At 68.1% G+C, this 26,980-nt stretch carries 24 protein-coding genes; 14 read left to right on the top strand and 10 right to left on the bottom strand.

Annotated elements, in window-relative coordinates; all coding sequences use genetic code 11:
* Positions 1-75 precede the first annotated feature (75 nt).
* On the top strand, positions 76-1,527 hold the full coding sequence (locus GDI_RS06085) for an MATE family efflux transporter (RefSeq protein WP_012224479.1): 1,452 nt from the start codon (positions 76-78) through the stop codon (positions 1,525-1,527).
* 42 nt (positions 1,528-1,569) lie between these two features.
* The gene (locus tag GDI_RS06080) at positions 1,570-1,770 is read left to right on the top strand and encodes a hypothetical protein (RefSeq protein WP_012224477.1); all 201 of its coding nucleotides are present in this window, start codon (positions 1,570-1,572) and stop codon (positions 1,768-1,770) included.
* A 5-nt stretch (positions 1,771-1,775) separates the two neighbouring features.
* On the opposite strand, the gene GDI_RS06075 is transcribed toward GDI_RS06080, so the two are convergent.
* From GDI_RS06075 to GDI_RS06050, 6 genes are all read right to left on the bottom strand, one after another.
* Positions 1,776-2,711: an electron transfer flavoprotein subunit alpha/FixB family protein gene (locus tag GDI_RS06075; RefSeq protein WP_012224476.1), complete on the bottom strand. Its 936-nt coding sequence runs from the start codon at positions 2,709-2,711 to the stop codon at positions 1,776-1,778.
* 2 nt (positions 2,712-2,713) lie between these two features.
* Positions 2,714-3,463, bottom strand: coding sequence for an electron transfer flavoprotein subunit beta/FixA family protein (locus tag GDI_RS06070; RefSeq protein WP_012224467.1), 750 nt, complete (start codon positions 3,461-3,463; stop codon positions 2,714-2,716).
* Between the two features lie 77 nt (positions 3,464-3,540).
* On the bottom strand, positions 3,541-5,178 hold the full coding sequence (locus GDI_RS06065; protein WP_012224466.1) for an electron transfer flavoprotein-ubiquinone oxidoreductase: 1,638 nt from the start codon (positions 5,176-5,178) through the stop codon (positions 3,541-3,543).
* A gap of 166 nt (positions 5,179-5,344) precedes the next feature.
* Positions 5,345-6,034: a 2OG-Fe(II) oxygenase family protein gene (locus GDI_RS06060; RefSeq protein ID WP_012224463.1), complete on the bottom strand. Its 690-nt coding sequence runs from the start codon at positions 6,032-6,034 to the stop codon at positions 5,345-5,347.
* Between the two features lie 129 nt (positions 6,035-6,163).
* Complete coding sequence (hemN, locus tag GDI_RS06055; protein WP_390614166.1) at positions 6,164-7,534, bottom strand: oxygen-independent coproporphyrinogen III oxidase; 1,371 nt, start codon at positions 7,532-7,534, stop codon at positions 6,164-6,166.
* A gap of 4 nt (positions 7,535-7,538) precedes the next feature.
* The gene (locus GDI_RS06050; RefSeq protein ID WP_012224459.1) at positions 7,539-8,333 is read right to left on the bottom strand and encodes an OmpW/AlkL family protein; all 795 of its coding nucleotides are present in this window, start codon (positions 8,331-8,333) and stop codon (positions 7,539-7,541) included.
* Positions 8,334-9,014: 681 nt separating this feature from the next.
* Between GDI_RS06050 and GDI_RS06045 the strand changes: the two genes are divergently transcribed.
* Positions 9,015-9,767, top strand: a complete 753-nt coding sequence (locus tag GDI_RS06045) for a Crp/Fnr family transcriptional regulator (RefSeq protein WP_012224455.1) — start codon at positions 9,015-9,017, stop codon at positions 9,765-9,767.
* 44 nt (positions 9,768-9,811) lie between these two features.
* On the opposite strand, the gene GDI_RS06040 is transcribed toward GDI_RS06045, so the two are convergent.
* Positions 9,812-11,038 (bottom strand): AI-2E family transporter, encoded by a 1,227-nt coding sequence (locus GDI_RS06040; RefSeq protein ID WP_012554069.1) that lies wholly within the window; start codon positions 11,036-11,038, stop codon positions 9,812-9,814.
* Positions 11,039-11,294: 256 nt separating this feature from the next.
* Here GDI_RS06040 and pqqA point away from each other — a divergent pair, with 256 nt between their 5' ends.
* From pqqA to pqqE, 5 genes are all read left to right on the top strand, one after another.
* Positions 11,295-11,375 carry a pyrroloquinoline quinone precursor peptide PqqA gene (pqqA, locus tag GDI_RS06035; RefSeq protein ID WP_012224451.1) on the top strand — a complete coding sequence of 27 codons (81 nt, stop codon included), beginning with the start codon at positions 11,295-11,297 and terminating at the stop codon, positions 11,373-11,375.
* Positions 11,376-11,494: 119 nt separating this feature from the next.
* Positions 11,495-12,418, top strand: a complete 924-nt coding sequence (gene pqqB / locus GDI_RS06030) for a pyrroloquinoline quinone biosynthesis protein PqqB (protein ID WP_012224449.1) — start codon at positions 11,495-11,497, stop codon at positions 12,416-12,418.
* Positions 12,415-13,164, top strand: a complete 750-nt coding sequence (gene pqqC / locus GDI_RS06025; RefSeq protein ID WP_012224446.1) for a pyrroloquinoline-quinone synthase PqqC — start codon at positions 12,415-12,417, stop codon at positions 13,162-13,164. Before pqqB ends, pqqC begins: the two co-directional genes overlap by 4 nt.
* Positions 13,161-13,457, top strand: a complete 297-nt coding sequence (pqqD, locus tag GDI_RS06020; RefSeq protein ID WP_012224444.1) for a pyrroloquinoline quinone biosynthesis peptide chaperone PqqD — start codon at positions 13,161-13,163, stop codon at positions 13,455-13,457. Before pqqC ends, pqqD begins: the two co-directional genes overlap by 4 nt.
* Complete coding sequence (gene pqqE / locus GDI_RS06015) at positions 13,454-14,572, top strand: pyrroloquinoline quinone biosynthesis protein PqqE (protein WP_012554067.1); 1,119 nt, start codon at positions 13,454-13,456, stop codon at positions 14,570-14,572. Before pqqD ends, pqqE begins: the two co-directional genes overlap by 4 nt.
* A 42-nt stretch (positions 14,573-14,614) precedes the next feature.
* Here pqqE and GDI_RS06010 read toward each other — a convergent pair whose 3' ends face one another.
* The 3 genes from GDI_RS06010 to GDI_RS06000 form a co-directional block, all read right to left on the bottom strand.
* Entirely contained in the window at positions 14,615-16,639 is a 2,025-nt protein-coding gene (locus tag GDI_RS06010; RefSeq protein ID WP_012224440.1) for a TonB-dependent receptor, read from the bottom strand.
* Between the two features lie 336 nt (positions 16,640-16,975).
* Positions 16,976-18,613: a stimulus-sensing domain-containing protein gene (locus GDI_RS06005; protein WP_231854301.1), complete on the bottom strand. Its 1,638-nt coding sequence runs from the start codon at positions 18,611-18,613 to the stop codon at positions 16,976-16,978.
* A gap of 143 nt (positions 18,614-18,756) precedes the next feature.
* A complete protein-coding gene (locus GDI_RS06000; protein WP_012554065.1) occupies positions 18,757-19,467 on the bottom strand; it encodes a response regulator transcription factor in 711 nt (236 codons plus the stop codon).
* A gap of 279 nt (positions 19,468-19,746) precedes the next feature.
* Here GDI_RS06000 and GDI_RS05995 point away from each other — a divergent pair, with 279 nt between their 5' ends.
* The 6 genes from GDI_RS05995 to trmB all read left to right on the top strand — a co-directional run bounded on the left by GDI_RS05995 (position 19,747) and on the right by trmB (position 26,834).
* Positions 19,747-20,379 carry a nucleotide exchange factor GrpE gene (locus tag GDI_RS05995; RefSeq protein ID WP_012554064.1) on the top strand — a complete coding sequence of 211 codons (633 nt, stop codon included), beginning with the start codon at positions 19,747-19,749 and terminating at the stop codon, positions 20,377-20,379.
* A gap of 206 nt (positions 20,380-20,585) precedes the next feature.
* Positions 20,586-22,502, top strand: a complete 1,917-nt coding sequence (gene dnaK / locus GDI_RS05990; protein WP_012224433.1) for a molecular chaperone DnaK — start codon at positions 20,586-20,588, stop codon at positions 22,500-22,502.
* Between the two features lie 191 nt (positions 22,503-22,693).
* Positions 22,694-23,818 (top strand): molecular chaperone DnaJ, encoded by a 1,125-nt coding sequence (gene dnaJ, locus GDI_RS05985; protein ID WP_012224431.1) that lies wholly within the window; start codon positions 22,694-22,696, stop codon positions 23,816-23,818.
* Positions 23,819-23,963: 145 nt separating this feature from the next.
* On the top strand, positions 23,964-24,734 hold the full coding sequence (dapB, locus tag GDI_RS05980) for a 4-hydroxy-tetrahydrodipicolinate reductase (protein ID WP_012224429.1): 771 nt from the start codon (positions 23,964-23,966) through the stop codon (positions 24,732-24,734).
* A 167-nt stretch (positions 24,735-24,901) separates the two neighbouring features.
* Positions 24,902-26,089, top strand: coding sequence for a methionine adenosyltransferase (metK, locus tag GDI_RS05975; protein WP_012224427.1), 1,188 nt, complete (start codon positions 24,902-24,904; stop codon positions 26,087-26,089).
* A 19-nt stretch (positions 26,090-26,108) separates the two neighbouring features.
* Positions 26,109-26,834: a tRNA (guanine(46)-N(7))-methyltransferase TrmB gene (gene trmB / locus GDI_RS05970; RefSeq protein ID WP_012224425.1), complete on the top strand. Its 726-nt coding sequence runs from the start codon at positions 26,109-26,111 to the stop codon at positions 26,832-26,834.
* Positions 26,835-26,980: the final 146 nt, after the last annotated feature.

The following is a 26,980-nucleotide window of genomic DNA, read 5'->3' as shown; positions in this document are numbered from 1 at the left end:
CGCGATCGGGGTTCCGCGCGCCGGGAAAGAGGCTATCATCGGCGGGATGACCGGATCGACCAAGGATACCGCACGATGAGCGCCCGGCCGGCCCGCTTCTGTTCCGGCAGCATCCTGCGCCACGTGGTGGTCATGGCCGGAACGGGGGCCATCGGCCTGATGGCCGTCTTCGCGGTCGACCTGCTGAACCTGTTCTATATCTCGCGCCTGAACGATCCGGCGCTGACGGCGGCCATCGGCTTCACCGGCGCGGTCGGCTATGTCCAGATCGCGGTGTCGATCGGCATGTCGATCGGACTGGGGGCCGTGACCGCGCGGCAGATCGGCGCGGGGCGTCACGACCTGGCCCGCCGCATCGCCTCGTCCTTCCTGCTGGTCATGATCGTCACCACGGCGGCGCTGGGGCTGGCCACGGCACTGTTCTCGGCCCCGATCCTGCACCTGTTCGGCGCGACGGGGCGCGCGGCCGCGCAGGCTGACGGCTATATCCGCATCGTATCCCCCGCTTTGTCGCTGATCGCGGTCGGAATGGGCTGTTCCAGCCTGCTGCGCGCGGTGGGCGACGCCAGGCGATCGATGAACGTCACGCTGATCGGGGCGCTGGCGTCCGCCCTGCTGGACCCGCTGCTGATCTTCGTCCTGCATCTGGGGCTGGAGGGGGCGGCGATCAGCACCATCCTGTCACGGGGGCTGGTCTCCCTGCTGGGGCTGCATGCCGTGCGCCGCCACGGGCTGCTGGGCTATCCGTCCGGGCGGCATATCCTGCCGGACGCCCGACTGGTCGGCGGGGTGGCGACCCCCGCGATCCTGACCAACCTGGCCACCCCGATCGGCGGATTGTTCATCACCAATGCGATGGCCAATTTCGGCCTGGCCGCCGTGGCCGGCCAGGCGACCATCGACCGGATCGTCCCGGTGGCCTTCGCCTTCGTCTTCGCCCTGACGGGTTCGGTCGGGCCGATCATGTCGCAGAACCTGGGCGCCGGGCACCTGGACCGGGTGCGCGAGGCGCTGGTCGCGTCGCTGAAGCTGGTGGCGGCCTGCGTGGCCATCACCTGGATGATCCTGCTGCCGGCGCAGGATCTGGTGGTCGAGGCCTTCGCCGCGCAGGGCACCACGGCGGCGCTGATCCGCCTGTTCTGCACCTGGACCATCGGCGGCTATGTCTTCATCGGCATGCTGTTCGTGGCCAATACCGCCTTCAACAATCTGGGCTTTCCGCTCTATTCGACCCTGTTCAACTGGGGTCGGGCCACGCTGGGCACCATTCCGTTCGTGTGGATCGGCATGCGGTTCGGGCCGTGCGGGGTGCAGGTCGGCCAGGTGCTGGGCTGCGTCGTCTTCGGCACCTGGGCGGTCCTGACCGCCTTTTCCGTCGTCGGTCGGCTGAAACCCGGGCGGGTCGCGCCGGGCCTAGCCACGGAACTGCCGGCCCGCACCGCCAAGAGCGCGCTGGCCGAACTGGACGAACTGGACGAGGAACAGCAGATCACCGACGATCTGGCCGACCGATCCGCCCGCGCGTGACCGGCCGCCGGACGCGGCGACACACAGGCAGGAGACAGGACGATGGCCAGGCTGACCGAGGAAGAACGCGCGGACCTGCCGGACGAGGATTTCGCGCTGCCGGGACGGCGGTATCCGATCCCGGACGCGGCGCATGCGCGCGACGCGCTGGCCCGGGCCAGCGCGATGCTGCATGAGGGGCATCTGAGCCCCGAGGAGTACGAAACCGTCGTCAGCCGGGCGCGGGCACGGCTGGGAGAGTAAGGGTCTTAACCCAGCGCGGCCTCAAGCTGCGGCAGCACCTCGAACAGATCCGCGACCAGCCCGTAATCCGCGACCTGGAAGATCGGGGCCTCGGGGTCCTTGTTGATCGCCACGATGACCTTGCTGTCCTTCATGCCGGCCAGATGCTGGATCGCGCCCGAGATGCCGATGGCGATATACAGGTCCGGCGCCACGATCTTGCCGGTCTGCCCCACCTGGTAGTCGTTGGGCACGAAGCCCGCATCCACCGCCGCGCGCGAGGCGCCGATCGCAGCCCCCAGCCGATCGGCCAGCGGGTCGAGGAGCTTGAAATTCTCCTGGTTCTGCAGGCCGCGCCCGCCGGAGACGATGACCCGTGCGGATTCCAGTTCCGGGCGTTCGGATTTCGACAGTTCGATCGACACGAATTCCGACAGGGCGGACCCGTCCGGCACCGTGACCTGTTCCACCACGGCGCTGCCGCCCTCGGCCGGCGCGGGGTCGAAGGACGAGGCGCGCACCGTCACCACCTTGTACGCGTCGGCCGACTTCACCGTCGCCAGGGCGCTGCCCGCATAGATCGGGCGCACGAAGGTCTCGGCATCGATGATCGACACCACGTCGGGAATCGGCTGCACGTCCAGCAGGGCCGCCGCGCGCGGCAGCACGTTCTTGCCGGTCGCACCCGCCGCCGCGACGATGTGGCTGTAGGACGGGGCGAGGTCGGCGATCAGCGCGGCCAGCGGTTCGGCCAGTTCGTGGGCCACGGCGGCCCCGGCGGCGCGCAAAACCTTGGCGATACCGGGAATTTTCGCCGCCGCGTCCGCCACCGCCGCGTCACCCGTCACCAGGGCATGGACGTCCCCCGCCGACTTGCCCAGTTCCAGGGCCGCCGTCACCGCGGAACGCGAAGCCTGGCGGATCGTGCCGGACTCATGGTCCAGGAAAACGAGTACGGTCATGATCAGATCACCTTCGCTTCATTGCGCAGACGCGCCACCAGATCCTCGGCGGACGCGACCTTGACGCCGGCCTTGCGCGCCGGGGGTTCGGCCACCGAGACGATGGTCAGGCGCGGCGTCACATCCACCCCCAGGTCGGCGGGGGCCAGCGTTTCCAGCGGCTTCTTGCGGGCCTTCATGATGTTGGGCAGCGAGGCATAGCGCGGCTCGTTCAGGCGCAGGTCGGCGGTGACGATGGCCGGCAGCGCCAGCGACACGGTTTCCAGCCCGCCGTCGATTTCGCGCGTGACCGCCGCGCGGCCGTCCGCGATCTCGATCCTGCTGGCGAAGGTGCCCTGCGCCCAGCCCAGCAGCCCGGCCAGCATCTGGCCGGTCGCGTTCATGTCGTCGTCGATCGCCTGCTTGCCCAGGATCACCAGGTCGGGGCTTTCCTTCGCCACCAGCGCCTTCAGGACCTTGGCGACGCCCAGCGGCTCCACCGCCACGTCGGTCAGGACCAGGATGGCGCGGTCGGCGCCCATGGCCAGCGCGGTGCGCAGCGTGTCCTGGGATTGCTGCACACCGATCGACACCGCCACGATCTCGGTCGCAACGCCCTTTTCCTTCAGGCGCACCGCTTCCTCGACCGCGATTTCGTCGAACGGATTCATCGACATCTTCACGCCGGCCGTCTCGACACCCGTGCCGTCCGCCTTCACACGCGGCTTGATGTTGAAATCGATGACGCGCTTTACGGGAACAAGAACCTTCATGGACATCTTCGCCTGTCTGTCTACGGGGAACGGGGCGCCCGTTCAGGACGCCCCCCATACCGTATTTCGCGGGGAAATCACATCCCGCCGGGGTAATTCGGGCCGCCCGCGCCTTCGGGCGTGACCCAGTCGATGTTCTGGGTGGGGTCCTTGATATCGCACGTCTTGCAATGGACGCAGTTCTGCGCGTTGATCTGCAGGCGCGGATCGGTGTCCGCATCCACGACTTCATACACCCCGGCCGGGCAGTAGCGGCTTTCGGGCGCGCGGAACACGTCCCAGTTCACGGTCTTCCAGATCGCGGGATTGCGCAGCTTCAGGTGGACCGGCTGGTCTTCCTCGTGATTCGTGGCGGACAGGAAGACCGACGACAGCCGGTCGAACGTGACCTTGCCGTCCGGCTTGGGATAGGCGATGGGCGCGGACTTGCCGGCGGCCAGCAGGTCCTCGTTATCCGCATGGCGGTGATGCAGGGTCCAGGGCGCACGACCGCGCAGCAGCATGGCGTCGATCCCGGAATAGAGCGCCCCGCCCTTCATCCCGAACCGCGCGAAGGCGGGGCGGATATTGCGCACGCCGCGCAGTTCCTCCCACAGCCACGACGCGCGCACCCGGCGCATGTAGGACGTGGGTTCGGCCGTGCCGGCCTGCATGGCCTCGGCCACCGCCTCGGCCGCCAGCATGCCGGATTTCATGGCCGTATGGGTGCCCTTGATCTTCGGCACGTTCAGGAAGCCCGCCGTGTCGCCGATCAGCGCGCCACCGGGGAAGGTCAGGCGCGGCAGGGACTGGATGCCGCCTTCGGACAGGGCGCGGGCGCCATAGGCGATGCGCCGTCCCCCCTCGAAATACGGCCGGAAGGACGGATGCAGCTTCAGCCGCTGCATCTCGTCGAACGGCGACAGCCAGGTATTGGCGTAGTCCAGCCCGACGACGAAGCCGTAGGACACCAGGTTCTCGCCGAAATGATACATCCAGGCGCCGCCATAGGTGCGGTCGTCCAGCGGCCAGCCGAAGGAATGCTGCACCAGGCCGGGGCGGTGCCGTTCCTTGGGGATTTCCCACAATTCCTTGATGCCCAGGCCGTAGGTCTGGGGGTCCACGCCCTTGCGCAGGTCGTAGGTCGCCATCAGCCGTTTGGTCAGCGACCCGCGGCAGCCTTCGGCGAACAGGGTGTAGCGGGCGCGCAGTTCCATGCCGGGGGCGAAGTTCGCGCCGGGCTGGCCGTCGCGGCCCACGCCCATGTCGCCGGTCGCGACGCCCACCACGCGCCCGTCCTCGACCAGCAGCTCGGCGCCGGCGAAACCGGGATAGATCTCGACGCCCAGTTCCTCGGCCCGCGCGGCCAGCCAGCGGCAGACGTCGCCCAGGCTGACGATGTAGTTGCCGTGATTGCGCATGTGCGGCATCAGCCGGTCCAGCATCGGCACCGCATAGCCGCGCTTTTCCGTCAGGAAGAGCATCGCTTCCTCGGACACGGGGGTGTGCAGCGGGGCGCCGGTCTCGCGCCAGTCGGGCAGCAGCTCGTCCAGCGCGCGGGGTTCGATCACCGCGCCCGACAGGATATGGGCGCCGATTTCACTGCCCTTCTCGATCAGGCAGACCGTGGCGTCGGGGACCAGCTGGCGCAGCCGGATCGCCGCGGCCAGACCGGACGGACCGCCGCCGACAATAACAATATCGAATTCCATCGTCTCGCGGGCGTGTTCGGTCATGCCTCTTTCGTCTCGTCCTGCTGCGCCATGAGGGGGTCACGGCATGGGTGGAAAGTCTTGGATGCTTTCCTCATGAAGAATTTCGATCGGGGACACTAGAACCGACAGGCCCCGAACGCAAAGCGGGAGCCGGGCCCACCAGCCAGACGCAGGGACCCGGCGCCGGTCAGGCGGCCGGCCCGCAGGCCAGCTCTTCGGTGGCGCGCCATTCGGGGCCGACGAAATTCACGATCAGCGACCGGCGCAGGCCGTGGATCGGCCGCCGGACGAAGCCATGCCACGTGTCGGTGCCCGGCACGAACAGCAGGCCGGAATTGAACGCGCCGCTGGCGCGCCCCACGGCGCGCCCGTCCGCCGTCATCAGGTCGGTCCCCCAGTCGGCCGCCCCCGCATCGGTGGACAGCGAGACCAGCAGGGTCAGCTTCTTCGCCCCGATATCGGTATGCGACTCCAGCCAGAACCCGTCCGTGTCCAGGCACAGCTCCAGCCGCAGCGCCGTTCCGGCCAGGTGCGCACCGCAGCACGCCGTGATCGCGGCGCGGGTCGACGGGGCGTCGAACATGTCGGCCAGCATGTCCAGGCCGGGCTGCTGCCGCCGGTTGGCCGGGGTCACGAAGACGCGCCGGCCGTTGCGGGCCTCGCGCCGGCCGCCGGTATCGCCGCCATGCGTCTCGGCCCCGGGGTCCCAGGCCAGCAGGGCCGCCTGGACGGGTGGCGGCAGGACATCGGCCAGAATCCAGTGGGCGAAGGGCCGCGTCCCATGCTGCGCCGTGCGAAGCGACGCGGCAATTCCGGCCCGCGCCGAGGTCCCGTTATGCAAGGCCGCATCACGCAAGGCCACGTCATGCACTGTCATGGGGTCCGTCCGCGAAAAATGCTCTGTCCGACAAGGGGACTGATGAGCGGGAACCGCAGGTAGTGCGCCATCCGGCATGGATTTTCAAGAATTTCGGCCCACCCGCGGCGGAAGCCCTGAAGCCGCGTCCTACAGGGCGCCGGCATGGCGGGCGGCACCCGGGGGGGCGCGATGCGCGTCGAACAGGGCGGCGATGTTGCGCAGGAAGGGCCGTCCCGCGTCGGTCATGCGGATCATCGCGCCGTCCAGCGTCACGATCCCGTCCGCCGCCGCCTGGTGCAGGCCGGGCATGGCATCGGCGAACCAGGTCGCGGGCACGCCATGATGGGCGCCGATCGCCGCCGGATCGACCCGCAGGTCGCACATCAGCCGTTCGATCACCGCCCCGCGCAGCCGGTCGTCATCGGTGCGGCGCACCCCCCGCACCACCGGCAGGGTGTCGGTGCCCTGGCCCATCAGCCGCGCGTAGGCGGCGGCGGTCAGGGCGTTCTGGGTCATGCCCTGGGGATAGGAGGAAATCGCCGAGGCGCCGATCCCGATCAGGACCGGGGCCGGATCGACGGTATAACCCTGGAAATTGCGGCGCATGGTGCCGCCTTCGGCGGCGAGGGTCAGCGCGTCGCCGGGCCGGGCATAATGGTCCAGCCCGATCGCGCGATACCCGGCGGCACGCAGGACCGCATCGATCCGCGCACGTTGCGCCAGCCGTTCGGCGGGGCCGGGCAGCACGCTTTCGGGCAGCAGCGCCTGGCGCTTCTGCTTCCAGGGCACATGGGCGTAGCCGAACACCGCCAGCCGGTCGGGCCGCAGCGCGGCGGCGACGGTCGCCGCGGTTTCGCCCGCGCCGTCCACCGTCTGGTACGGCAGGCCATAGATCAGATCGACATTGACCGAGGCGATCCCGGCCGCGCGCACGCGGCGGACGCAGTCCTCGGTCTGGGCACGGCTCTGGATTCGGCCGCAGGCCGTCTGCACGGCGGGGTCCAGGTCCTGGACGCCCAGGCTGACGCGGTTGAATCCCAGCGTGCGCAGCAGGTCGGGATAGGCGTCGGGCATATGGCGGGGGTCGAGTTCGATCGCGATTTCCGCGTCGCGCTCGATGGTGAAGAGCCGGCGGATCGTCTGCATCGCGGCCCGCATGGTCTCGGGCGGCAGGGTCGTCGGCGTGCCGCCGCCCCACTGCACGTGGCGGACCGGATGGTCGGGGCCGAGGCGCCCGGCCACCCTGCGCAGTTCGTCCATCAGCAGCGCGCCATAGGCCGTACGGCCGGCCGGGTCGCGCATCACAGACGTGTTGCACCCGCAGAACAGGCACAGCGCATCGCAGAAGGGAACATGAAGATACAGCGAAAGCGGGGTGCCCGGCGCCATGGCGCGCAGCCACGCCTCGCTGTCATCCGCCCCGACCGAGGCATCGAACTGTGCCGCGGTCGGGTAGCTGGTGTAACGCGGCAGGTTGCCCCCGTACCGGATCAGCAGGTCGGAAGAGGGCATCCCCACGGGATCAGAACCGGTATTCGATACCGGCGCCTACCACCGTCGGGTCCAGCGAGTCATGCACCTTGATGCGCGGAACGCCATCGACGCCGCCACCATCGTTCGCCCAGGCATGCATGCGCATGAACATCTGCTTCACGTCGAAGTTGAAGAACCAGTTGCCCACGAGCTGGTAATCGAAGCCGACATTGAATGACGGGCCACCGGTCGTGCCGACATTCAGCTTCTTCACCAGGCCACCGGCCGGCGACTCGTTGTGGAAAAACGCCAGCGTGGCGCCGACGCCCACATACGGGTTGAACCGCTTGTGCGGACGGAAATGGTAGGCGATCGTGATGGTGGGCGGCAGAACCCAGGCGCTGCCGGCATCGATGTGGCCCAGGGCGCTGCCTTCGACCGCGACTTCATGCCGGGTGCTGGCGGCGATCAGGTCGGCCGAGATGTGGTCGGTGAAGAAGTATTCGAACGTCAGTTCCGGCATGACCTGGCGCGTGGTCTTGGCCCGCGCCCCGGGCAGCACCGCACCGCCGGCCCACACCTTGCTGTCGCGGTCTTCAGGCAGGACGCCCAGCGCGGACAGGCGGATCAGGAAGTCGCCCTTGCCCAGACCGATCTTGGTGCTGGCGCAGGTTTCGAAGATGCCGCAATGGCCGCCATGCGACGGCGGGGGCGCCATGACGGGGGCCACCACGGGCGCGCTGACATAGGCCGACGGCGTCGCGGTCTGGGCGCGTCCCGCACCGGGCGCCAGCGCCGCCATGCCGGCAACCATCGAGAAGGCAAGGGTACGGGTCAGTTTCATCGTGTGCGAACCTTTCGTTTTTTCGCGACGAACAACATCGTGTTATCCGCAAAGATCATGGGAACCCTATCGTCGCCTTGACATGAATCAACCGCGGCCCGGCGGTCCGATCCCCCGGAGACGGCCCCGATTTTTTTGCCACGGAGGCCCTTCGCGCGCGGGCGGCCACGCGGGACGGCGACGGCGCGCCGATGCCTCTGAATTGCCCGCGAAACGCCAAATATCCGGGCATCGGATGCGAAGGCCGCCCCCGTCCGCCAGGCGTCCCCCGGGGGCGGGCCGAGGTGCCGATCCGCCGCCAGTACCAGCCCAGGCGCATATCAGAACCGCGACCGCAGGGTATCAATCCGCGTCACTGTTGCTCTTCGGCCACAGGCGGTACGCCCCCCAATGACGCAGTCCATCAGCAGGAGAATCGCCGATAGCGCGAGAAGCGATTCATACATTGTGGCGATATCGCAACAATCCGGCTCCGCCAGCGCGCGGCCGGTCCGGTGAGCCGGCGACCCTTCCCTACGGCGTCCAGTACCGGCGCGCGCCGCCCCGGCTTAATAAGCATTGATTCAGATCAATTCTGGCCGCATCCTGTGTTGCAGTCTTCTGCGACGGACCGTGACCCGGTCTGCCGAAACGACCAGTCCGCCATCCCCGGCGGGCCTGAACCGGGAGGAACCCGGACGTATGTCTGACCAGACTACCTGTGAGCGCGAATCCCGGCCACGCCGCCTGATCCTGGCCGGTGCGCACCGCCAGCCGGGTTACTGCCTGACCTGCGGCGTCCGTCCCCGCAGCGTCTGCAGTGCCATCAGCGACGACGACATCGTCCGGCTGGCGGAAACGGCGGTCGAGACCCTGGTACTGCCGGGCCGCGCCTTCGTCGAGGAAGGCGCCCCCGCGACCGATTTCTTCAGCATCACCTCGGGCAACGTGAAGCTGTTCAAGGCGCTGCCCGACGGACGGCGGCAGATCACCGGCTTCGCGGGTGCCGGGCATTTCCTGGGGCTGGCGGTGACGGACCAGTACGCCTTCGGGGCCGAGGCGGTGGACACGGTGCGGCTGTGCCGGTTTTCACGCGCGCGGATGCGGCACCTGATGGACGATTTCCCCCGGCTGGAACGCAGGCTGCTGGAGGAAGCGTCGAACGAGCTGGTGGCGGCGCAGAACCAGATGCTGCTGCTGGGCCGCAAGACCGCGCGCGAACGGGTGGCCAGCTTCCTGCTGGACCGCGTGCGCGACATGCTGAATCCGTCCGGGGACGTCCCCCTGCCCATGACCCGTTCGGACATCGCCGATTACCTGGGCCTGACGATCGAGACCGTCAGCCGGACATTGAGCTGGATGCGCACCGAACGCCTGATCACCATCGGCAAGGGCCACACCGTGCGCATCACCGCGATGGAGCGGCTGGAATCCCTGGCCAGCGGCAATAGCTGAGAGGCTGCCTCTGAACGGCTGGTCCGGGCGCCTGCGGCTTTCCGCTATTCGGTTTCCTGTTCCCGCCGGGGAATGATCGCGGACTGTACGGTGCGTGCGCGGGTCGGGCCGCCGACAACGTGGCCGATCGGGGTCAGGACATCGACATGGTCGCAGATGATCTTGAACACCGCCAGCATCGGCACCGACAGGAACGCCCCCCACACGCCCCACAGCCAGTCCCAGAACATCAGCGAGCCCATGACCAGCACCGGATTGAGGGTGAAGCGCCGGGCCAGCACCATCGGCGTGATCGTCTCGCCTTCCATCAGGTGGATGCACAGATACACCGTGGGCGGCAGCAGCGCCTGCAGGGCCGACGGAAAGACGAACAGGCTGACGACGAAATAGATCACGATGCCGGTCAGCGGCCCGATGATGGGAATATAGTTCAGCAGGAAGGCCAGGACCCCCCACAGCAGCGGGTTCGGCATGCCGAACACCCAGCATTGCAGCATGTTCGCCAGGCCGACCAGCACGTTGATGATCGTGATGGTGGTCAGATAGAGCGAGACATTGCGTTCGATCTGATAGGCGATCTGCACCGCGCGGCGCTTGTCGGCGAAGGTCGGCATGATCTCGACGAACCGGCGCAGCAGGCTGTCGCCCTGCGCCAGCAGGAAGAACAGCATCAGCATCATGGTGAAGAGCTGGCCCACGAAGGCACGCGTGCCCAGCAGCACGCTGGAGCCGAACGTGCCCAGCCCGCCGCCCGGCGACGACGAGGGCGCCAGCAGCACCACCTGACCGCCGCCACCGCCCCCTTGCCGTCCGCTGACGACGGACAGGAAATTCTCGATCCGGTCATTGGCCGCCTGGATCATCTGGATCGGGCGGTGCAGGACGGCCAGGTGCGTCTGGAGGGCGGCCATGGTCTGCGGCGCGCGCGCGATCCAGCCGGCGGCGGGTACCGAGATCGCGGTGCCGATCGCGCCCACCACCCCGAACACGCCCAGGATCAGCACCAGCGCCGACAGCGTCTTGGGCAGGTGCAGCCGCGTATGCAGCACCCGCATCGGCGCCGACAGCAGCAGGTTGACCACCAGCGCCAGCACGATCGGCAGGATGATCGCCGCCGCGAAATACAGCGTGTAGAAGACCGCCAGGACCGTGAGGATCAGCAGGCAGATGGTCTGGGGATCGAAGCGGCTGCGACGCACGACCTCGGCCGCGCGCTGCTGCTGATGTGCCTCGAACATGTCGGCATCGTCCAGATCGGGTACAGGCGGCATGGCCCAGTCTCGCCCACGGCAGTCGGGTCGCCGGATGGTCCCGGCGCCGTCGGTTTGGGCGTAGTCCGCCGCCACCCCGGGCGCAAGGCACAAGTCGCGGCGGCATCGGTGCCACGCGTTGCGCGCAACCGACGAGGGAAATCCCCGCCCTCTCGCCCATGACGGCGATTTGGCTTGAAACCGGCCGCGAACGGGTTTCAGATCTCCGATGAATGCGGGGTTTCCCGCCTTCATCAGCCAGAAGACGGAGGATATGATGGCCTGGACTGCACCCAAGATCACCGAGGTTCCGCTGGGCGCGGAAATCAACAGCTACGTCTGCGGCCAGAAGAAATAAGCCGCATCGCGCCGCCTGCCTCGCGCGGGCGGCGCTTTTTCCCTGGCGGGGCCTTCCCCCTTGGTCCACCCCATGAGGGGTCTTCGACCGCGTCGCGATATGCTCTGGACTTCTCCGCCATGATCGACCTCATCGTTCTCGGCGCCGCGGCGGGCGGCGGTTTCCCACAATGGAATTCCAACGCCCCGGCATGCCGGCGCGCCCGGGCGGACGATCCGGCGGCGCCGTCCCGCACCCAGGCTTCGATCGCCGTCAGCGGGGACGGCGCGCACTGGTTCGTCGTCAACGCCTCGCCCGACCTGCGGGCGCAGATCGGCCAGACCCCGGCGCTGCATCCAAGGCACGGCCTGCGCTCGACCCCCATTGCCGGCGTGATCCTGACCGGAGGCGAGGTCGATACCGTCACCGGGCTGCTGACCCTGCGCGAACGCCAGCCCTTCACCCTGCTGGCGACGCCGCCGGTGCTGGACCTGCTGGACGCCAATCCGATTTTCGAGGCGCTGGACCGCAGCATCGTCCCGCGCGTGCCCCTGGCGCTGGACCAGCCCTTCGCCCTGGCGCTGCCCGACGGCACGCCCGCCGGGCTGACGATCACCCCCTTCGCGGTTCCGGGCAAGGTGCCGCTCTATGCCGAGAGCGGGCCCGATCCCGCCGCCATCGTCGAGAACGGCGAGACGATCGGGCTGGCGATGACCGACGGCGTGCGCCACGCCTATTTCATTCCCGGCTGCGCGCGCATGACCGGCCCCCTGCGGGCGCGCCTGCGCGGCGCGGACCTGGTCTTCTTCGACGGCACGCTGTGGACCGATGACGAGATGCTGCGCGCCGGCGTGGGACAGAAGACCGGACAGCGCATGGGCCATATGTCGGTCAGCGGTGACGGCGGGACCATCGATGCGTTCGCGGACCTCGACGTCCGGCGCAAGGTGCTGATCCATATCAACAATTCCAATCCCCTCCTGCTGGCCGACAGCCCGGAGCGCCAGGTCGCGCACCAGGCGGGGTGGGAGGTTTCATTCGACGGCATGAGGATCACGACATGACTGGCTCGCCCCTGTCCCCGCCCCTGTCCCCGGACGAACTGGAGGCGGCGTTGCGGGCCATCGGTGCCGCGCGCTATCACAACCTGCATCCTTTCCACCGCGCCCTGCATGACGGCAGGCTGAACCGCGCGCAGGTGCAGGCCTGGGCGCTGAACCGCTATTATTACCAGAGCCGCATCCCGGCCAAGGACGCCACCCTGCTGGCGCGGCTGCCGACGGCGGAACTGCGCCGGGAATGGCGGCGGCGGCTGGTGGACCATGACGGCGACGCGCCGGGCACCGGCGGCGTGGCCCGCTGGCTGAAGCTGACCGACGGGCTGGGGCTGGAACGTGCCGAAGTCGAATCGCTGAAGGGGCTGCTGCCCGCCACCCGCTTCGCGGTCGACGCCTATGTCGACTTCGTGCGCGACCGCTCGATACTGGAAGCGATCGCCTCCTCGCTGACCGAACTGTTCTCGCCCACCATCATCAGCGAGCGCGTGGCGGGCATGCTGCGCCACTATGATTTCGTGACGCCGGAGACCCTGGCCTATTTCCAGCCCCGGCTGACCCAGGCGCCCCGCGATTCCGATTTCGCCCTGGCCTATGTCCGCGACCATGCCCGCACGGTGCAGGAGCAGCAGGCCGTGCTGGACGCGCTGACCTTCAAATGCGACGTACTGTGGTCCATGCTGGATGCGCTGGATTACGCCTATGTCTCGCCCGGGCGCATCCCGCCCGGCGCCTTCCGGCCCCTGCCGGCGTGACCGACGCGCCCCCCCGGGATCGGAATGCCGAGCAGGCGGTGATGCGCTTCATGCGCGGCACGCGCCTGCAGCATGACCGGGTGCGCGACCAGTGGGTGATCCAGGCACCGGAGCGCGCCTTCATCGCCGATCCGGTGGCGACCGAAATCCTGCGCCTGGTGGACGGGCAGCGGCCGGTGTCCGCCATCATCGACGATCTGGCCGCCCGGTTCGATGCGCCCCGTCCCGTCATCGCCCGCGACGTGCTGGCGCTGATCGCCGAGTTGACCGACCGGCAGGTGCTGACCACATGACGGCCATGCCTGCCGCCGCCCGCCCTGCCGTTCCCCCGCCGATGAGCCTGCTGGCCGAGCTGACGCATCGCTGTCCGCTGCAATGCCCGTACTGCTCGAACCCGCTGGCACTGGATGGGCGCGAGGGCGAGCTTTCGACCGCCGAGTGGCGTCGCGTCCTGGACCAGGCGGCGGAACTGGGCGTGCTGCAGGTGCATTTTTCGGGCGGCGAGCCGATGGCGCGCGCCGACCTGCCGGACCTGGTGCGTCATGCCGCCGGGCGCGGGCTGTATACCAACCTGATCACATCCGGCGTTCTGCTGACCGAAGCGACGTTCCGTGCGCTGGCCGACGCGGGACTGGACCATGTCCAGCTTTCGTTCCAGGACGTCGATGCCGCGCCGGCCGAGACGATCGGCGGCATGAAAGGCGCGCAGGCGAAGAAGCTGGCCGCCGCGCGCATCGTCGTGGCGGACGGCATGCCGCTGACGCTGAATTTCGTCATCCATCGCGGCAATGCCGCGCGCATTCCCCGCATGCTGGACCTGGCGGTGACGCTGGGCGCCCGGCGGGTGGAAATCGCGCATACGCAATATTACGGCTGGGGGCTGGTAAACCGGGGCGCCCTGATGCCCACCCGCGCGCAGTTGGACGAGGCCACCCGCGCGGTCGAGGATGCGCGGGCGCGGCTGGGCCCGGCGCTGGCCATTGATTATGTCACCCCGGATTACTATGCCGACCAGCCCAAGCCGTGCATGGGCGGGTGGGGGCGACGCTTCGTCAATGTCTCGCCCGCCGGGCGGGTCCTGCCCTGCCATGCCGCCGAGACGATCAAGGGCGTGCCCATGCCCGACATCCGCGCTGCCGGCCTGGGCGAGATCTGGGCCGACGCGCCGCTGTTCCGCCTGTTCCGCGGCACGGACTGGATGCCCGAACCCTGTCGCGGCTGCGACCTGCGCGAGCAGGACTGGGGCGGCTGCCGCTGCCAGGCGCTGGCCCTGCTGGGCGACGCGGCGGCGACCGATCCGGTCTGCGCCAGATCACCGGCCCATGCGCGGATCACCGAAATCCTGGACAGCCTGCCGGACACCCCGCCGCAGCTGGTCTATCGCCGCTTCGGCAATACCCCGGTCTGATATCGTCTTCTGTCTTCCGAAAAGGAACAGAAACCATTCCCGTCAAAGGTTACAGGACACCCGCCCCCCAATGAAGCGCGGCGCGCCGGGAATATAGAGATAGGTCGTCGTCGCCTGACCGCCCGAGGTGTAATACTGCCGGTTCAGGATGTTCGACGCATAGAGCGTGACCTGCCAGCGGTCCGAGGCCGGGCGGAGCGTCACATGCGCGCCCAGCAGGAAATAGGGCGGCAGGCGGTAGAACCCCGTTCCGCCCGGTGTCATGGCCTGGGCGCCGCGATAGACCCAGTTGGGCCCGAATTCCACGGCGTAGCGCGGGTTGACGGCCTGGCGCCAGTCGAGCTGGCCGTTGAGCGTCAGTTTCGGCTGGCCGTTATCCACGCCCGAGAAATTGTCGTTGATCGCCTTCCACACGCCATGCTGCGCGTAATAGGCGTTCGTCTTGGCGCGATTGACGGTCGGGAAGTCCTGGAACGTGCCGCGCTGCCAGCCGAAATTCTGCGTGACGAACACATGGCGGAGCGGGTGCAGGTCGATCGTCCCCTCGAACCCCCAGCTTTCGGATTTCGGCACATTGGTCAGTTGGCTCAACGGCCCGTAATCGGGGATCAGGATCGTACCGAGGATCTGCTGGTTATGGAAATCGTTGTAGAAGGCGGCGGCATTGATCCGCAGCACGTTGGGAATCGGGTCGCTTTTCAGCCCCAGTTCATAGGTCAGCACGCTCTCGGGCTTGAACGGCGCGAGCTGCGCCTGGACCTGGGTGTTGTTGGCCGTGAAGCCGCCGGGTTTGAAGCCCTTGCTCATCTTGTAATAGAGCAGGACGCTCTTCGTCGCCTGCCACGATACGCCGACCTGGCCCGCGAACTGCGCCGCCGCCGTGCTCTCGCCGTGGAAATCCAGCGTGCGGCCGCCATAGATCCGCGACGTCAGCCCGGTGATCGCGCGGTCGTCGATTTCGTGCAGAAGCCCGGTGAACAGCGTCACGTTCCCCGGCAGGCGGTAGCTGACATGGCCGAATTCCGAGGTCGCTTCCTGGTTCAGGCCGAAACTGGAATCCTGCATGTAGCCGCGCGCCGGCAGGTAGTCCGTATAGTCGAAATAGAAGCTCTGGTTCATGCGCGAACGCTGGTAATAGGCACCCAGCACCCATTGCAGCCGGTCCTGGGCGTTCGTGTTCGACAGGCGCAGTTCCTGCGTGAAACTGTTGGCGGCGATCGTGCGGTAGGCGTCCGCCTGGGCGGCGGCGGTGGCGTCCTGGTCGGTATACTCGCCCTCGCGCTCGGTCTCGAAGGCGCTGACCGAGGTCAGGGTCACGGGGCCGAAATCATGCGCGACATGCAGGTCGGCGCCCCAGAACCAGTTGTCCTCGCTGGGCTTCAGCCCGGCATTGCGCCCGATCAGGTTCGTGAAGGCGTTCTTCGCCGACCATTCCGTCTGCGTCCAGCCCACGGCTGGGATCGGCGTGGAGCCGATCAGGCGGGCGATCGGGACGCCGCCCACCACCTCGCTCTCGTCACGCACCACGTGGCCGGACAGCAGAACCGTGGTGCGGGAATCCGGCGTCCATTTCAGCTTGGCGCGCAGGGCCCAGCTATCGGCGTCGCCCAGATGGGCGCCATTCAGCGGATCGGTCTGCCAGCCGCCGCCCTGGTTCACCTGCGCGGCGACACGGAAGCTGAACCCCCGCGCGATCGGGCCGGAGACATAGGCCTCGCTGCGGCTGCGGGCGTAGGAGGCCATGTCCTGGCTGGCGCCGAAATGGAAACTGTCGGTCGGGTCGTTGGTGCGCAGCTTCACCTCGCCGCCGGTGGTCGACTGGCCGTGCTCGGTGCCGACCGGGCCGGGGGTGACGGTCACGTCCGCCATGTCGAACATCAGCCCGGACGCCATGGTCGAATAGGGATAGGCCACATCGTCCACATAGGTCACGACCGGGCCCATGTTGTTCTGGGTAAAGTCGTTGAAGCCCAGGCCGCGCAGGTAGAAATTGGTCGAGGCCGTGCCGTTGATGCTCTGCACCGTCAGGTTCGGCGCCACATATTCCAGGCCGCGCAGGTCCACCACCCCCCGCTCGGTCAGCCGCTCGGCGGATACCCGCGTGTCGGAATCCGGCAGATGCTGGATCCGGCAGATGCTGGGCGCTGGCGTGGGTGAAGGCGCGGCGGATGCCGCTGGCCTCGATCAGTTCCGGCGCGGGCAGGGCCTTGCGCGGCGCGGGTTTGGCCGTCGCCTTGGTGTCCGGCTTCGCGGGGTCGGCCAAGGCGGGCGCGCAAGCCAGCACTATGGCGGAGGCTCCAGCCATCATCTGACGCGTTGCGCAGGAGATTCGTTCTTTCCTGAAAAAAAGAACCGACAGACTTCTGTTCATTTGGGGGCTGTGTGCGGGGACATTCGGGGTCTTTACCCCACGACGCGCGGCAGCGTCACCACAAAGCGCGCACCCACCACGCGGCCGTCCGTTCCCACCCTGTTTTCGGCGCGGATGGTACCCTTCAGGGCCTCGACGATCTGGCGGCTGATGGACAGGCCCAGCCCGGAATGCTGGCCGAAATTCTCGGTGGTCGGCCGTTCGGAATAGAAACGGTCGAAGATGCTGTTCAGCTTGGCGGCGGGAATGCCCGGGCCCTCGTCCGCCACCGCGATGTCCACCATGCCCCCGGCGGCGGGCACGGCGCTGAGCGTGATGCGCCCGTCGGGCGGCGAGAACGAGATCGCGTTGCCGATCAGGTTGCGCAGCACCTGGACCAGACGGTCCTCGACCGCCTGCACCGTCAGCGACCGGTCGGCGGCCGTGACGCTGATCGCCAGGATCGGCTGGCCGGGTGCGCGCGTGGCCTGATGGATTTCCGCCAGCACCGACAGGATCGGCACCACCCCCACCGGTTCGGTGCGCGTCCGCGACAGTTCGGCATCGACACGGCTGGCGTCCGAAATGTCGGTGATCAGCCGGTCCAGCCGGCGCACGTCGTCATTGATGATGGACAGCAGCCGCCGCTGGCGGTTCAAATCCTCGATCCGCACCAGGGTTTCGATCGCCGAGCGGATGGACGACAGCGGGTTCTTGATCTCGTGGCTGACATCGGCGGCGAACCGCTCGATCGCATCCATGCGCGCCCACAGGGCGCGGGCGCTGTCCTGCAGGGCGCGCGCGACCTCGCCGATTTCGTCGCGCCGTGCCAGCAGGCGCGGCGGCACCGTGTCGGACCGGCCGTGGGATTCGCGGATGACGTGGGCCGACGCCGCCAGCCGCAGCAGCGGCCGCGCGATGGTCAGCGACAGGTACCACGACAGCAGCACGGTGATGGCCAGCGCGATCAGCACCAGCGACAGGATCGACGAGCGCACCGCGAACAGCGAGCGATCGACATCGCGGGCCTGGCGCGTCAACTGGATGATGCCGATGGTCTGCCCGTCATGCATCACCGGTTCGGCCACCGTGACGATCAGGTGGCGGTTGGCGGTCCGGCGGATATAGGGGGGCATTTCCGGCGTCGACTGCCCGTCGGCCCCCATGACCGGCTGGACGCTGGGATCGGTATCCGGCGTATCCAGCGTCACGATCCGCGCACCCGACAGCGTCGGCAGCAGCGACAGCAGGCGGTCATAGAACCGTTCGGCGAAGCCGGCATTCGCCATGGCCCCGGCGGCGCGGTCGTCGCCGTCATCGGCCGCGACGGGCGAGGGCAGGGGCTGGCTTTCGATCTGTCCGCGCGTGCCGCGATGCAGGACCGCGGCCTGTTCCACCCGGCTGTCGGCCACAAGCTGGCCGTCGGGTGCGAACAGGCGGGCATGGGCGGCGGGGCTGGGCTCGGTCAGGCGCAGCAGCAGCGGCCGCGCCAGCGGGGCGTCCAGGATCGGGTCGCTGCCCCGGCCGGACACCACGGCGCTCTGCCCCAGCGCGCCGGCATAGATGCGCGCCTGTTCGCGCAGGGCGGTGACCTCGGCCTCCAGCAGGCTGTTCTGGAACTGGTTCAGATACAGCAGCGTCAGGGCCAGCAGCATCAGCGGCAGGGCGTTGACCAGCAAAATCCGCCGCATCAGCGGCGAGACGAGGCGCGTGCGGTATTCGTGATAGGCCGACGCCGCGTCGTGGGTGCGGATTTCGGCAGCCGGCGCCAGCAGTCCGCGAACCCAGGCAACAGGATCGGGCAGGGGCAGGACCCTGTTGCCGATGCGCAACCTTATTCCTCCTTGTAGCGGTAGCCGATCCCGTACAGCGTCTCGATCTGGTTGAAATCGTCGTCCACCTGGCGGAACTTCTTGCGCACGCGCTTGATGTGGCTGTCGATGGTGCGGTCATCGACATAGATATTCTCGCCATAGGCAGCATCGATCAGCTGGTCGCGGGACTTGACCAGGCCCGGCCGCGCCGCCAGCGCCTTGACCAGCAGGAATTCCGTGACCGTCAGCTGGATGTCCTTGCCGCGCCACAGGCACTGGTGGCGGGTTTCGTCCAGCGACAGGTCGCCGCGCACCAGGCTGCCGGCGGCCGCCTGACCGCCCGGCTCGCCCCGGGTGGCCTCGTTCCGGCGCAGCAGGGCGCGGATGCGCTCCAGCAGCAGCCGCTGCGAGAACGGCTTGGTGATGTAATCGTCCGCGCCCAGGCGCAGGCCCATCAACTGGTCCACCTCCTCGTCCTTCGAGGACAGGAAGATGACCGGCAGGTGCGAGCGGGTGCGCAGGCGCTGCAGCAGTTCCATCCCGTCCATGCGCGGCATCTTGATGTCCAGCACCGCCAGGTCGACCGGGCGGGTCATCAATCCGTGCAGCGCGCTTTCGCCGTCGGTATAGGTGCGGACGTTGAAGCCCTCGGCCTCCAGCGTCATCTGGACCGACGTCAGGATATTCCGGTCGTCATCCACCAGGGCGATCGTATGTTTCGTCGGCTCCATCGCGGCGTTTCTCGCTCCTTGCCTGGCCGGGGGCGGCCTTCGCCCCAGCATAGCGCCAGCCGGATCACGCTGTCATGGCCGCAGCCCATGACCATCCATCCATGTTCCGGCCGGGACCGCGTCCCGTTCCACCCGCATGGCGGGGGAAACCCGCACAAACGTCATATCGGCGATGGCCGTGACGCCTTGTCCAACGGCGCGCGCTCACCTACTTCAAAGGGCATGAGCCACGATACAGACCCCACCCCCGTCGCCGACTCTCCGAGCGGAGAGGCCGGCATGTCCCCTCCCGGCCCGTCGTCCGGCCACGACCAGGATACGGCCCACGCCGGGGCGAGTGATCCGGCCGGTGCCGGCCACCCGCGCATCCAGGAGCTGGAAGCCGCGCTGGAGGAAATGCGCGAGAAATGGCTGCGCTCGGAAGCCGAGATGCAGAACCTGCGCACGCGCACCAAGCGCGAGCTGGAGGACGCGCGGCAATATGCGACGCAGAAATTCGCCCGCGACGTGGTCGAGGCCGCCGAGAACCTGAAGCGCGCGCTGGCCAGCCTGCCGCACGCGACCGAAGGCGAGGACAGGCTGATCGCCCGCATGCGCGAGGGGATCGAGAGCACCGAGCGTTCGTTCATGGGCATCCTGGAACGCCATGGCATTTCCGCCGCCGACCCGGCCGGCACGCCGTTCGACGCCAACCACCACCAGGCGATGGCCGAGCAGCATAGCGACGAACACCCCCACGGCACCGTGATCCAGGCCTGGACGCCCGCCTGGACGCTGCATGGCCGCCTGCTGAAGCCCGCGATGGTCGTCGTGTCCAAGGGCGCGGCGGCAGGGACCCAGCCGGCCGCCGCCCAGGCAACGGAATCCGGGACGTACAGCGACCCGACATACGGCAACAAGGCCGACGGCTGACCCGGCGACCGCCGGAACGTGCCCGCCCGCCCCTGTTCCGCAGGATGGCCCCTTGAAACGAACGCCGGGGCTGAATACATGCGAAACAGGTTCGGCGATGTGGGCGGATGTGGTGAAACAGTCCGCGCGACCCGCCAGAACGACAAGAGTTCTAGGGTCCCTTCCGGTGCTTCGGGCCGGTCCGGACCGCTGACAGGAGAAGATATATGAGCAAGGTTATCGGTATCGACCTCGGCACGACCAACTCGTGCGTCGCCATCCGCGAAGGGGACGAAACCCGCGTCATCGAGAACAGCGAAGGCGCGCGCACGACCCCGTCGATGGTCGCCTTCGCCGACAACGGCGAAATGCTGGTCGGCCAGTCCGCCAAGCGCCAGGCCGTCACCAACCCCGCCAACACGCTGTATGCCGTCAAGCGCCTGATCGGCCGTCGCTATGACGACCCGACGGTGACCAAGGACAAGGCGCTGGTCCCCTATTCGATCGTCGCGGGTGACAACGGCGACGCGTGGGTCGAGGCGCAGGGCAAGAAATACGCGCCGTCGCAGATCGCCGCCTTCGTGCTGGGCAAGATGAAGGAAACCGCCGAGGCCTATCTGGGCGAGCCGGTGTCGCAGGCCGTCATCACGGTTCCGGCCTACTTCAACGACGCGCAGCGCCAGGCGACCAAGGATGCCGGCCGCATCGCCGGCCTGGAAGTCCTGCGCATCATCAACGAGCCGACGGCCGCGGCCCTGGCCTATGGCCTGCAGAAGAAGAACGGCGGCACCATCGCGGTCTATGACCTGGGCGGCGGCACGTTCGACGTGTCGATCCTGGAGATCTCGGACGGCGTGATCGAGGTGAAGTCCACCAACGGCGACACGTTCCTGGGCGGCGAGGATTTCGACGCGCGGGTCATCAGCTATCTGGCCGACGAGTTCAAGCGCGAGCAGGGCATCGACCTGCGCGCCGACAAGCTGGCGCTGCAGCGCCTGAAGGAAGCGGCGGAAAAGGCGAAGATCGAGCTGTCCTCCTCGAAGGAGACCGAGATCAACCTGCCCTTCATCACCGCCGACGCCTCGGGCCCGAAGCATCTGGTGCTGAAGCTGAGCCGCGCGAAGCTGGAAAGCCTGGTCGACGACCTGATCCAGCGCACGATGGAGCCCTGCCGCGCCGCCCTGAAGGACGCGTCGGTCTCGGCGGCGGAAATCGATGAGGTGATCCTGGTCGGCGGCATGACCCGCATGCCCAAGGTCATCGAGGCGGTGAAGCAGTTCTTCGGCAAGGAGCCGGCCCGCAACGTGAACCCCGACGAGGTCGTGGCGATCGGCGCCGCGGTGCAGGGCGCGGTGCTGAAGGGTGACGTCAAGGACGTCCTGCTGCTGGACGTGACGCCGCTGTCGCTGGGCATCGAGACGCTGGGTGGCGTGTTCACCCGCCTGATCGACCGCAACACCACGATCCCGACCAAGAAGAGCCAGACCTTCTCGACCGCCGAGGACAACCAGGGCGCCGTGACCATCAAGGTGTTCCAGGGCGAGCGCGAGATGGCGGCGGACAACAAGCTGCTGGGCAATTTCGACCTGACCGGCATCGCCCCCGCCCCGCGCGGCGTGCCGCAGATCGAGGTGACGTTCGACATCGACGCCAACGGCATCGTGTCGGTGTCGGCCAAGGACAAGGCGACCAACAAGGAACAGCAGATCAAGATCCAGGCGTCGGGCGGCCTGTCCGAGTCCGACATCGAGAAGATGGTCAAGGACGCCGAGGCGAACGCCACGGCCGACAAGGCCAAGAAGGAACTGGTCGAGGCCCGCAACCAGGCCGAAAGCCTGGCGCACCAGGTCGAGAAGTCGCTGGCCGAGGCGGGCGACAAGGTTCCGGCGTCCGACAAGGCCGAAGCCGAGGCCGCGATCGCCGCTGTCCGCACGGCGCTGGAAGGCAGTGACGCGGCCGCGCTGAAGAGCGCGTCCGAGACCCTGTCGCAGGCGGCGATGAAGATCGGCGAGGCCGTCTACAAGGCCGGTCAGGCCGAGGGCGCGGCGGGTGCCGGTGCCCCGGGTGCCGGCGCCACCGGCCCGAACGGCGAGAAGGTCGTGGACGCCGATTTCGAGGACGTGGACGACAAGAAGTCGGCCTGATCGGCCGACGGTATCGCCAAGGCGCCGGCCCCGCGGCCGGCGCCGCTTCTACCGACCGATGGCGCCCCCTTCTGCGAAGGCGGGCGCTTTTCCATAAATGACTGGGCTGCCGCACCGCCATGGGCGTCGCCCCATGACGGCCCCGATGCCGGAGCGACCGCTCCGGCACGGCCCCGCCAGTGAGGACCACGATGGCCACCAAGCTTGATTACTACGCCGTACTCGAAGTCACCCGCGATGCGAACGGGGACGAGCTGAAGAAGGCGTATCGCAGGCTGGCCATGCAGTACCATCCCGACCGCAACCCCGGCGATGCCTCGGCCGAGGCGCGGTTCAAGGAGATCAACGAGGCCTACGACATCCTGAAGGACGAACAGAAGCGCGCGGCCTATGACCGGTTCGGCCATGCGGCATTCGAGGGCGGGGGCCCCGGCGCCGGCGGGTTCGATTTCGGCGGCGGCCTGGGCGACATCTTCGAACAGATGTTCGGCGACATGATGGGCGGCCGGCGCGGCGGCCGCCGGTCGGGCAGCGACATCCAGATCCAGGTGTCGATTTCCTTCACCGAGGCGTTCACCGGCGTCAAGAAGCCGATCACCGTGCCCACCCGCGTGACCTGCGAATCCTGCGAGGGCACCGGATCGGCCGACCGTGACCAGGGGGCTGAGACCTGCCCGACCTGTCACGGCGCGGGCAAGGTCCGCGCGCAGCAGGGCTTCTTCCTGGTCGAGCGCGCCTGCCCGACCTGCCATGGCGCGGGCAAGGTGGTGCGCAACCCCTGCGCCGCCTGCCACGGCGCCGGCACTGTCGAGCGCGAGCGCACGCTGGAAGTCGCGATCCCGGCCGGGGTCGAGGACGGCACGCGCATCCGCCTGTCCGGCGAGGGCGAGGCCGGGGGCAAGGGCGCGGCACCGGGCGACCTGTATATCCATGTCGCGGTCGAGCCCCACCCGATCTTCCAGCGCGACGGCGCGAACATCTATTGCCGCGTGCCCCTGCGCATGAGCCTGGCCGCGCTGGGCACCGAGATCGAGGTCCCGGTCGTCGACGGGTCCCGCACCAAGGTCAAGGTCCCGGCCGGTACCCAGACCGGCGAGAATTTCCGCCTGCGCGGCAAGGGGTTCTCGGTCCTGCGGTCCTCGGCGCGGGGAGATATGTATATCCAGGTGTCCGTCGAGACGCCGCGCCACCTGACCAAGCGCCAGCGCGAGCTGCTGGAAGAGTTCGAAGCCGAGGCCGGCGACCACGAGCGCGCCAACCCCGAGAGCACCGGGTTCTTCAGCAAGGTCCGGGATTTCTTCGAGGGAAAACTCTAAGGGGCTCGGCTCCCGGCCGCTGTTGAAAGGGGCCGGGGTTAGGGATAGAAAACGACTATCCATGGTGATCCCCCCACTCGCACCGTGGATATTCCAGGCGGCGCGATCCCCCGGTCGCGCCGCCACCCGTTTCAGGGGCCATGACATGACGACACAGGGCGTACGGATCGGCATCGCCGGCATCAACGGGCGGGTCGGCCGCCTGCTGCGCGAGGAAGTGACGACCGGCGGCGGCATCCTGTCCGGTGGCACGGCGCGCGACGCCGCGCCGGCATCCGATGTCTTTGCCACCCTGGACGCACTGGCCCCGCGCTGCGACGTGGTGATCGATTTCACCCATGCCGCGACGGTGCGGACCCACGCTGATATCCTGGCCCGGGCCGGGGTGGCGTGGGTGCTGGGCACCACCGGCCTGTCGGCCGCAGACCTGGAGGCCGTCCGTACGGCGGCCGGCCGCATTCCCGTGGTGCATGCGGCGAACTATTCCCCCGGCGTCACGCTGGTCACGCGCCTGGCCCGGCAGATGGCGGCCGCCCTGCCCTCGGCCACGTACGATGCCGAAATCCTGGAAATGCATCACCGGCAGAAGGTCGATGCGCCATCCGGCACGGCGCTGGCGATCGGCCAGGCGGTGGCCGACGGGCGCGGCATCGACCTGGCCAGCCATATCGAGGACGGACGCACCGGCCATACCGGCCCGCGCCGCGCCGACGCGATCGGCTTCGCCGTGCTGCGCGGCGGCCAGATCGTGGGCGAGCATACGGTGTCCTTCACCTCGGCCACCGAGCAGATCGCCCTGACCCACCGGTCGTTCGACCGCCGCATCTATGCCACCGGCGCGGTGCGGGCGGCGCTGTGGCTGCGCGGACAGGCGTCGGGTCTGTATGACATGGAAGATGTACTGGGGCTGGATTGACGGCGCTTGCCGCGTCCCCGCCGGCTGCCTCGCAATCTCCCCAGCGGGACTGTGGTATCCCGTGAAAATACTTGACGCTCTGGGGGTATTGGGTCAAACGGACCCGCCCGGACCGCGCATGCGTGGCGGCGTCACCCTTTCCTTCGTTCGAGATAGACAGGACCATCATGCGTAACAAAGGCGATTTTCTGTTCACGTCGGAATCGGTATCCGAAGGCCACCCCGACAAGGTTGCCGACCGGATCAGCGATACGGTCCTGGACGCCTACCTGGCGGCCGATGGTGAATCCCGCGTCGCCTGCGAAACACTGGTGACGACGAACCGCGTGGTCCTGGCGGGCGAAGTTCGCGGCCCGTCCTCCGTCACCCCCGAGGCGCTGATCGAGGGCGCGCGCGCCGCGATCCGCGACATCGGCTATGACCAGGCCGGCTTCTCGTGGAAGAACGCCCAGATCGAATCCTACCTGCACGCGCAGTCCGCCGATATCGCCGTCGGCGTCGACAGCGCCGGCGAGAAGGACGAGGGTGCGGGCGACCAGGGCATCATGTTCGGCTTCGCGACGCGCGAGACCGAAACGCTGATGCCCGCGCCGCTGTTCTATGCCCACGGCATCCTGCATCGCATCCGCGACCTGCGCAAAGCGGGCGACGCGCGCGTGGCCATGCTGCAGCCCGACGCCAAGAGCCAGGTCACGCTGCGCTATGTCGACGGCCGCCCGGTCGGCGCGACCTCGGTCGTCATTTCCACCCAGCACGACGAGGGCGCCAGCCAGGCCGCGATCCGCGAGGCCCTGCGCGACGTGGTGCAGGACGTGCTGCCCGAAGGCTGGATGTGCCCGGAAGACGAATTCTACGCCAACCCGACCGGCGTGTTCGTCATCGGCGGTCCGGACGGCGATTGCGGTCTGACCGGGCGCAAGATCATCGTCGACACCTACGGCGGCGCGGCCCCGCATGGCGGCGGCGCATTCTCGGGCAAGGACCCGACCAAGGTCGACCGTTCGGCGGCCTATGCCTGCCGCTACCTAGCCAAGAACGTGGTTGCGGCCGGCCTGGCCGATCGCTGTACGCTGCAGATCTCCTACGCCATCGGCGTGTCGCATCCGCTGTCGGTCTATGTGGACCTGGACGGCACCGGCAAGGACGTGGACGAGGCGAAGCTGGGCAGCGTCCTGCGCGAAGTCATGAACCTGACGCCGCGCGGCATCCGCCAGCATCTGCGCCTGAACCGTCCGATCTATACCGAGACCTCGGCCTATGGCCATTTCGGCCGCACGCCGGATGAAGCCCGCGACAATTTCACGTGGGAGAAGACCGACCTGGTGGACGCGCTGCGCGGCGCGTTCAACCGCTGATCGCGGCAGCCAAGGTCGTATGACGGTCCCGCAGGCACCTGACGGTACGGTATCGGGGGTCAAGGCTTCGCCTGACCGGCTGTATGGCCGTCAGCGCGGCCATCCGCTGCGCCCGCGCCAGCAGCGCCTGCTGGACCTGACGCTGCCGCGACTGCGGCTGGACCCGTCGGTTCTGGATGACCCGGCACGCGGTTTCGGCCGCGTGCCGTCCGAAATCTGGCTGGAGGTCGGGTTCGGCGGTGGCGAGCATTCGCTGGCCCAGCACGCGGCCCATCCCGACGTGGGTTATATCGCCAGCGAAGTCTTCGAAAACGGGCTGTGCTCGCTGCTGTCGCGCCTGGTGCCCGACGGGCAGGAGGGTACCGCCCCGGTGCCCGACCTGCTGCGGATATGGGACGAGGATGCGCGCATCCTGCTGCGCGCCCTGCCCGAACGGTCGATCGACCGGATGTTCCTGATGTTTCCCGACCCGTGGCCCAAGGCCCGGCATGCCAAGCGCCGCTTCGTCCATCCCGCGACGATCGCGCTGGTCGCCCGCGTGTTGAAGCCCGGCGCCATCTGGCGTGTTGCCAGCGACGACCCGACCTATCAGACCTGGGTGAGCGAGGTGATGGGCGCGCAGGATCTGTTCGCCACCGCACCGCCCGCCACCGTCCGGCCCGAAGGGTGGCCGCCGACGCGCTATGAGGCCAAGGCGCTGCTTGCGGGGCGGCAGCCTTTGTATTGGACGTTTGTAAGGAAGTAAGAGTCTTCTTTTTCTGAAGAAAAAGAAGCAAAAAGACTTTTATTCGTTTGGTCCGCCGTATGTACTCGGCACAAAATTTCTGAATAGATCAGAAGTTTTTTGGTTCTTTTTTTCAAAAAAGAACGTGACCAGGCGTTTCCGCCCGA

Source organism: Gluconacetobacter diazotrophicus PA1 5, assembly GCF_000067045.1.
Taxonomy (GTDB): domain Bacteria; phylum Pseudomonadota; class Alphaproteobacteria; order Acetobacterales; family Acetobacteraceae; genus Gluconacetobacter; species Gluconacetobacter diazotrophicus.
This window is presented reverse-complemented; position numbering and strand designations above follow the sequence as displayed.

Excerpts from the sequence above, each read along its gene's own strand:
- GDI_RS06085 (WP_012224479.1), top strand. The coding sequence starts at position 76 with ATGAGCGCCCGGCCGGCCCGCTTCTGTTCCGGCAGCATCCTGCGCCAC.
- GDI_RS06080 (WP_012224477.1), top strand. The coding sequence starts at position 1,570 with ATGGCCAGGCTGACCGAGGAAGAACGCGCGGACCTGCCGGACGAGGAT.
- GDI_RS06075 (WP_012224476.1), bottom strand. The coding sequence starts at position 2,711 with ATGACCGTACTCGTTTTCCTGGACCATGAGTCCGGCACGATCCGCCAG.
- GDI_RS06070 (WP_012224467.1), bottom strand. The coding sequence starts at position 3,463 with ATGAAGGTTCTTGTTCCCGTAAAGCGCGTCATCGATTTCAACATCAAG.
- GDI_RS06065 (WP_012224466.1), bottom strand. The coding sequence starts at position 5,178 with ATGACCGAACACGCCCGCGAGACGATGGAATTCGATATTGTTATTGTC.
- GDI_RS06060 (WP_012224463.1), bottom strand. The coding sequence starts at position 6,034 with ATGACAGTGCATGACGTGGCCTTGCGTGATGCGGCCTTGCATAACGGG.
- GDI_RS06050 (WP_012224459.1), bottom strand. The coding sequence starts at position 8,333 with ATGAAACTGACCCGTACCCTTGCCTTCTCGATGGTTGCCGGCATGGCG.
- GDI_RS06045 (WP_012224455.1), top strand. The coding sequence starts at position 9,015 with ATGTCTGACCAGACTACCTGTGAGCGCGAATCCCGGCCACGCCGCCTG.
- GDI_RS06040 (WP_012554069.1), bottom strand. The coding sequence starts at position 11,038 with ATGCCGCCTGTACCCGATCTGGACGATGCCGACATGTTCGAGGCACAT.
- pqqA (WP_012224451.1), top strand. The coding sequence starts at position 11,295 with ATGGCCTGGACTGCACCCAAGATCACCGAGGTTCCGCTGGGCGCGGAA.
- pqqB (WP_012224449.1), top strand. The coding sequence starts at position 11,495 with ATGATCGACCTCATCGTTCTCGGCGCCGCGGCGGGCGGCGGTTTCCCA.
- pqqC (WP_012224446.1), top strand. The coding sequence starts at position 12,415 with ATGACTGGCTCGCCCCTGTCCCCGCCCCTGTCCCCGGACGAACTGGAG.
- pqqE (WP_012554067.1), top strand. The coding sequence starts at position 13,454 with ATGACGGCCATGCCTGCCGCCGCCCGCCCTGCCGTTCCCCCGCCGATG.
- GDI_RS06005 (WP_231854301.1), bottom strand. The coding sequence starts at position 18,613 with ATGCGGCGGATTTTGCTGGTCAACGCCCTGCCGCTGATGCTGCTGGCC.
- GDI_RS06000 (WP_012554065.1), bottom strand. The coding sequence starts at position 19,467 with ATGGAGCCGACGAAACATACGATCGCCCTGGTGGATGACGACCGGAAT.
- GDI_RS05995 (WP_012554064.1), top strand. The coding sequence starts at position 19,747 with ATGTCCCCTCCCGGCCCGTCGTCCGGCCACGACCAGGATACGGCCCAC.
- dnaK (WP_012224433.1), top strand. The coding sequence starts at position 20,586 with ATGAGCAAGGTTATCGGTATCGACCTCGGCACGACCAACTCGTGCGTC.
- dnaJ (WP_012224431.1), top strand. The coding sequence starts at position 22,694 with ATGGCCACCAAGCTTGATTACTACGCCGTACTCGAAGTCACCCGCGAT.
- dapB (WP_012224429.1), top strand. The coding sequence starts at position 23,964 with ATGACGACACAGGGCGTACGGATCGGCATCGCCGGCATCAACGGGCGG.
- metK (WP_012224427.1), top strand. The coding sequence starts at position 24,902 with ATGCGTAACAAAGGCGATTTTCTGTTCACGTCGGAATCGGTATCCGAA.
- trmB (WP_012224425.1), top strand. The coding sequence starts at position 26,109 with ATGACGGTCCCGCAGGCACCTGACGGTACGGTATCGGGGGTCAAGGCT.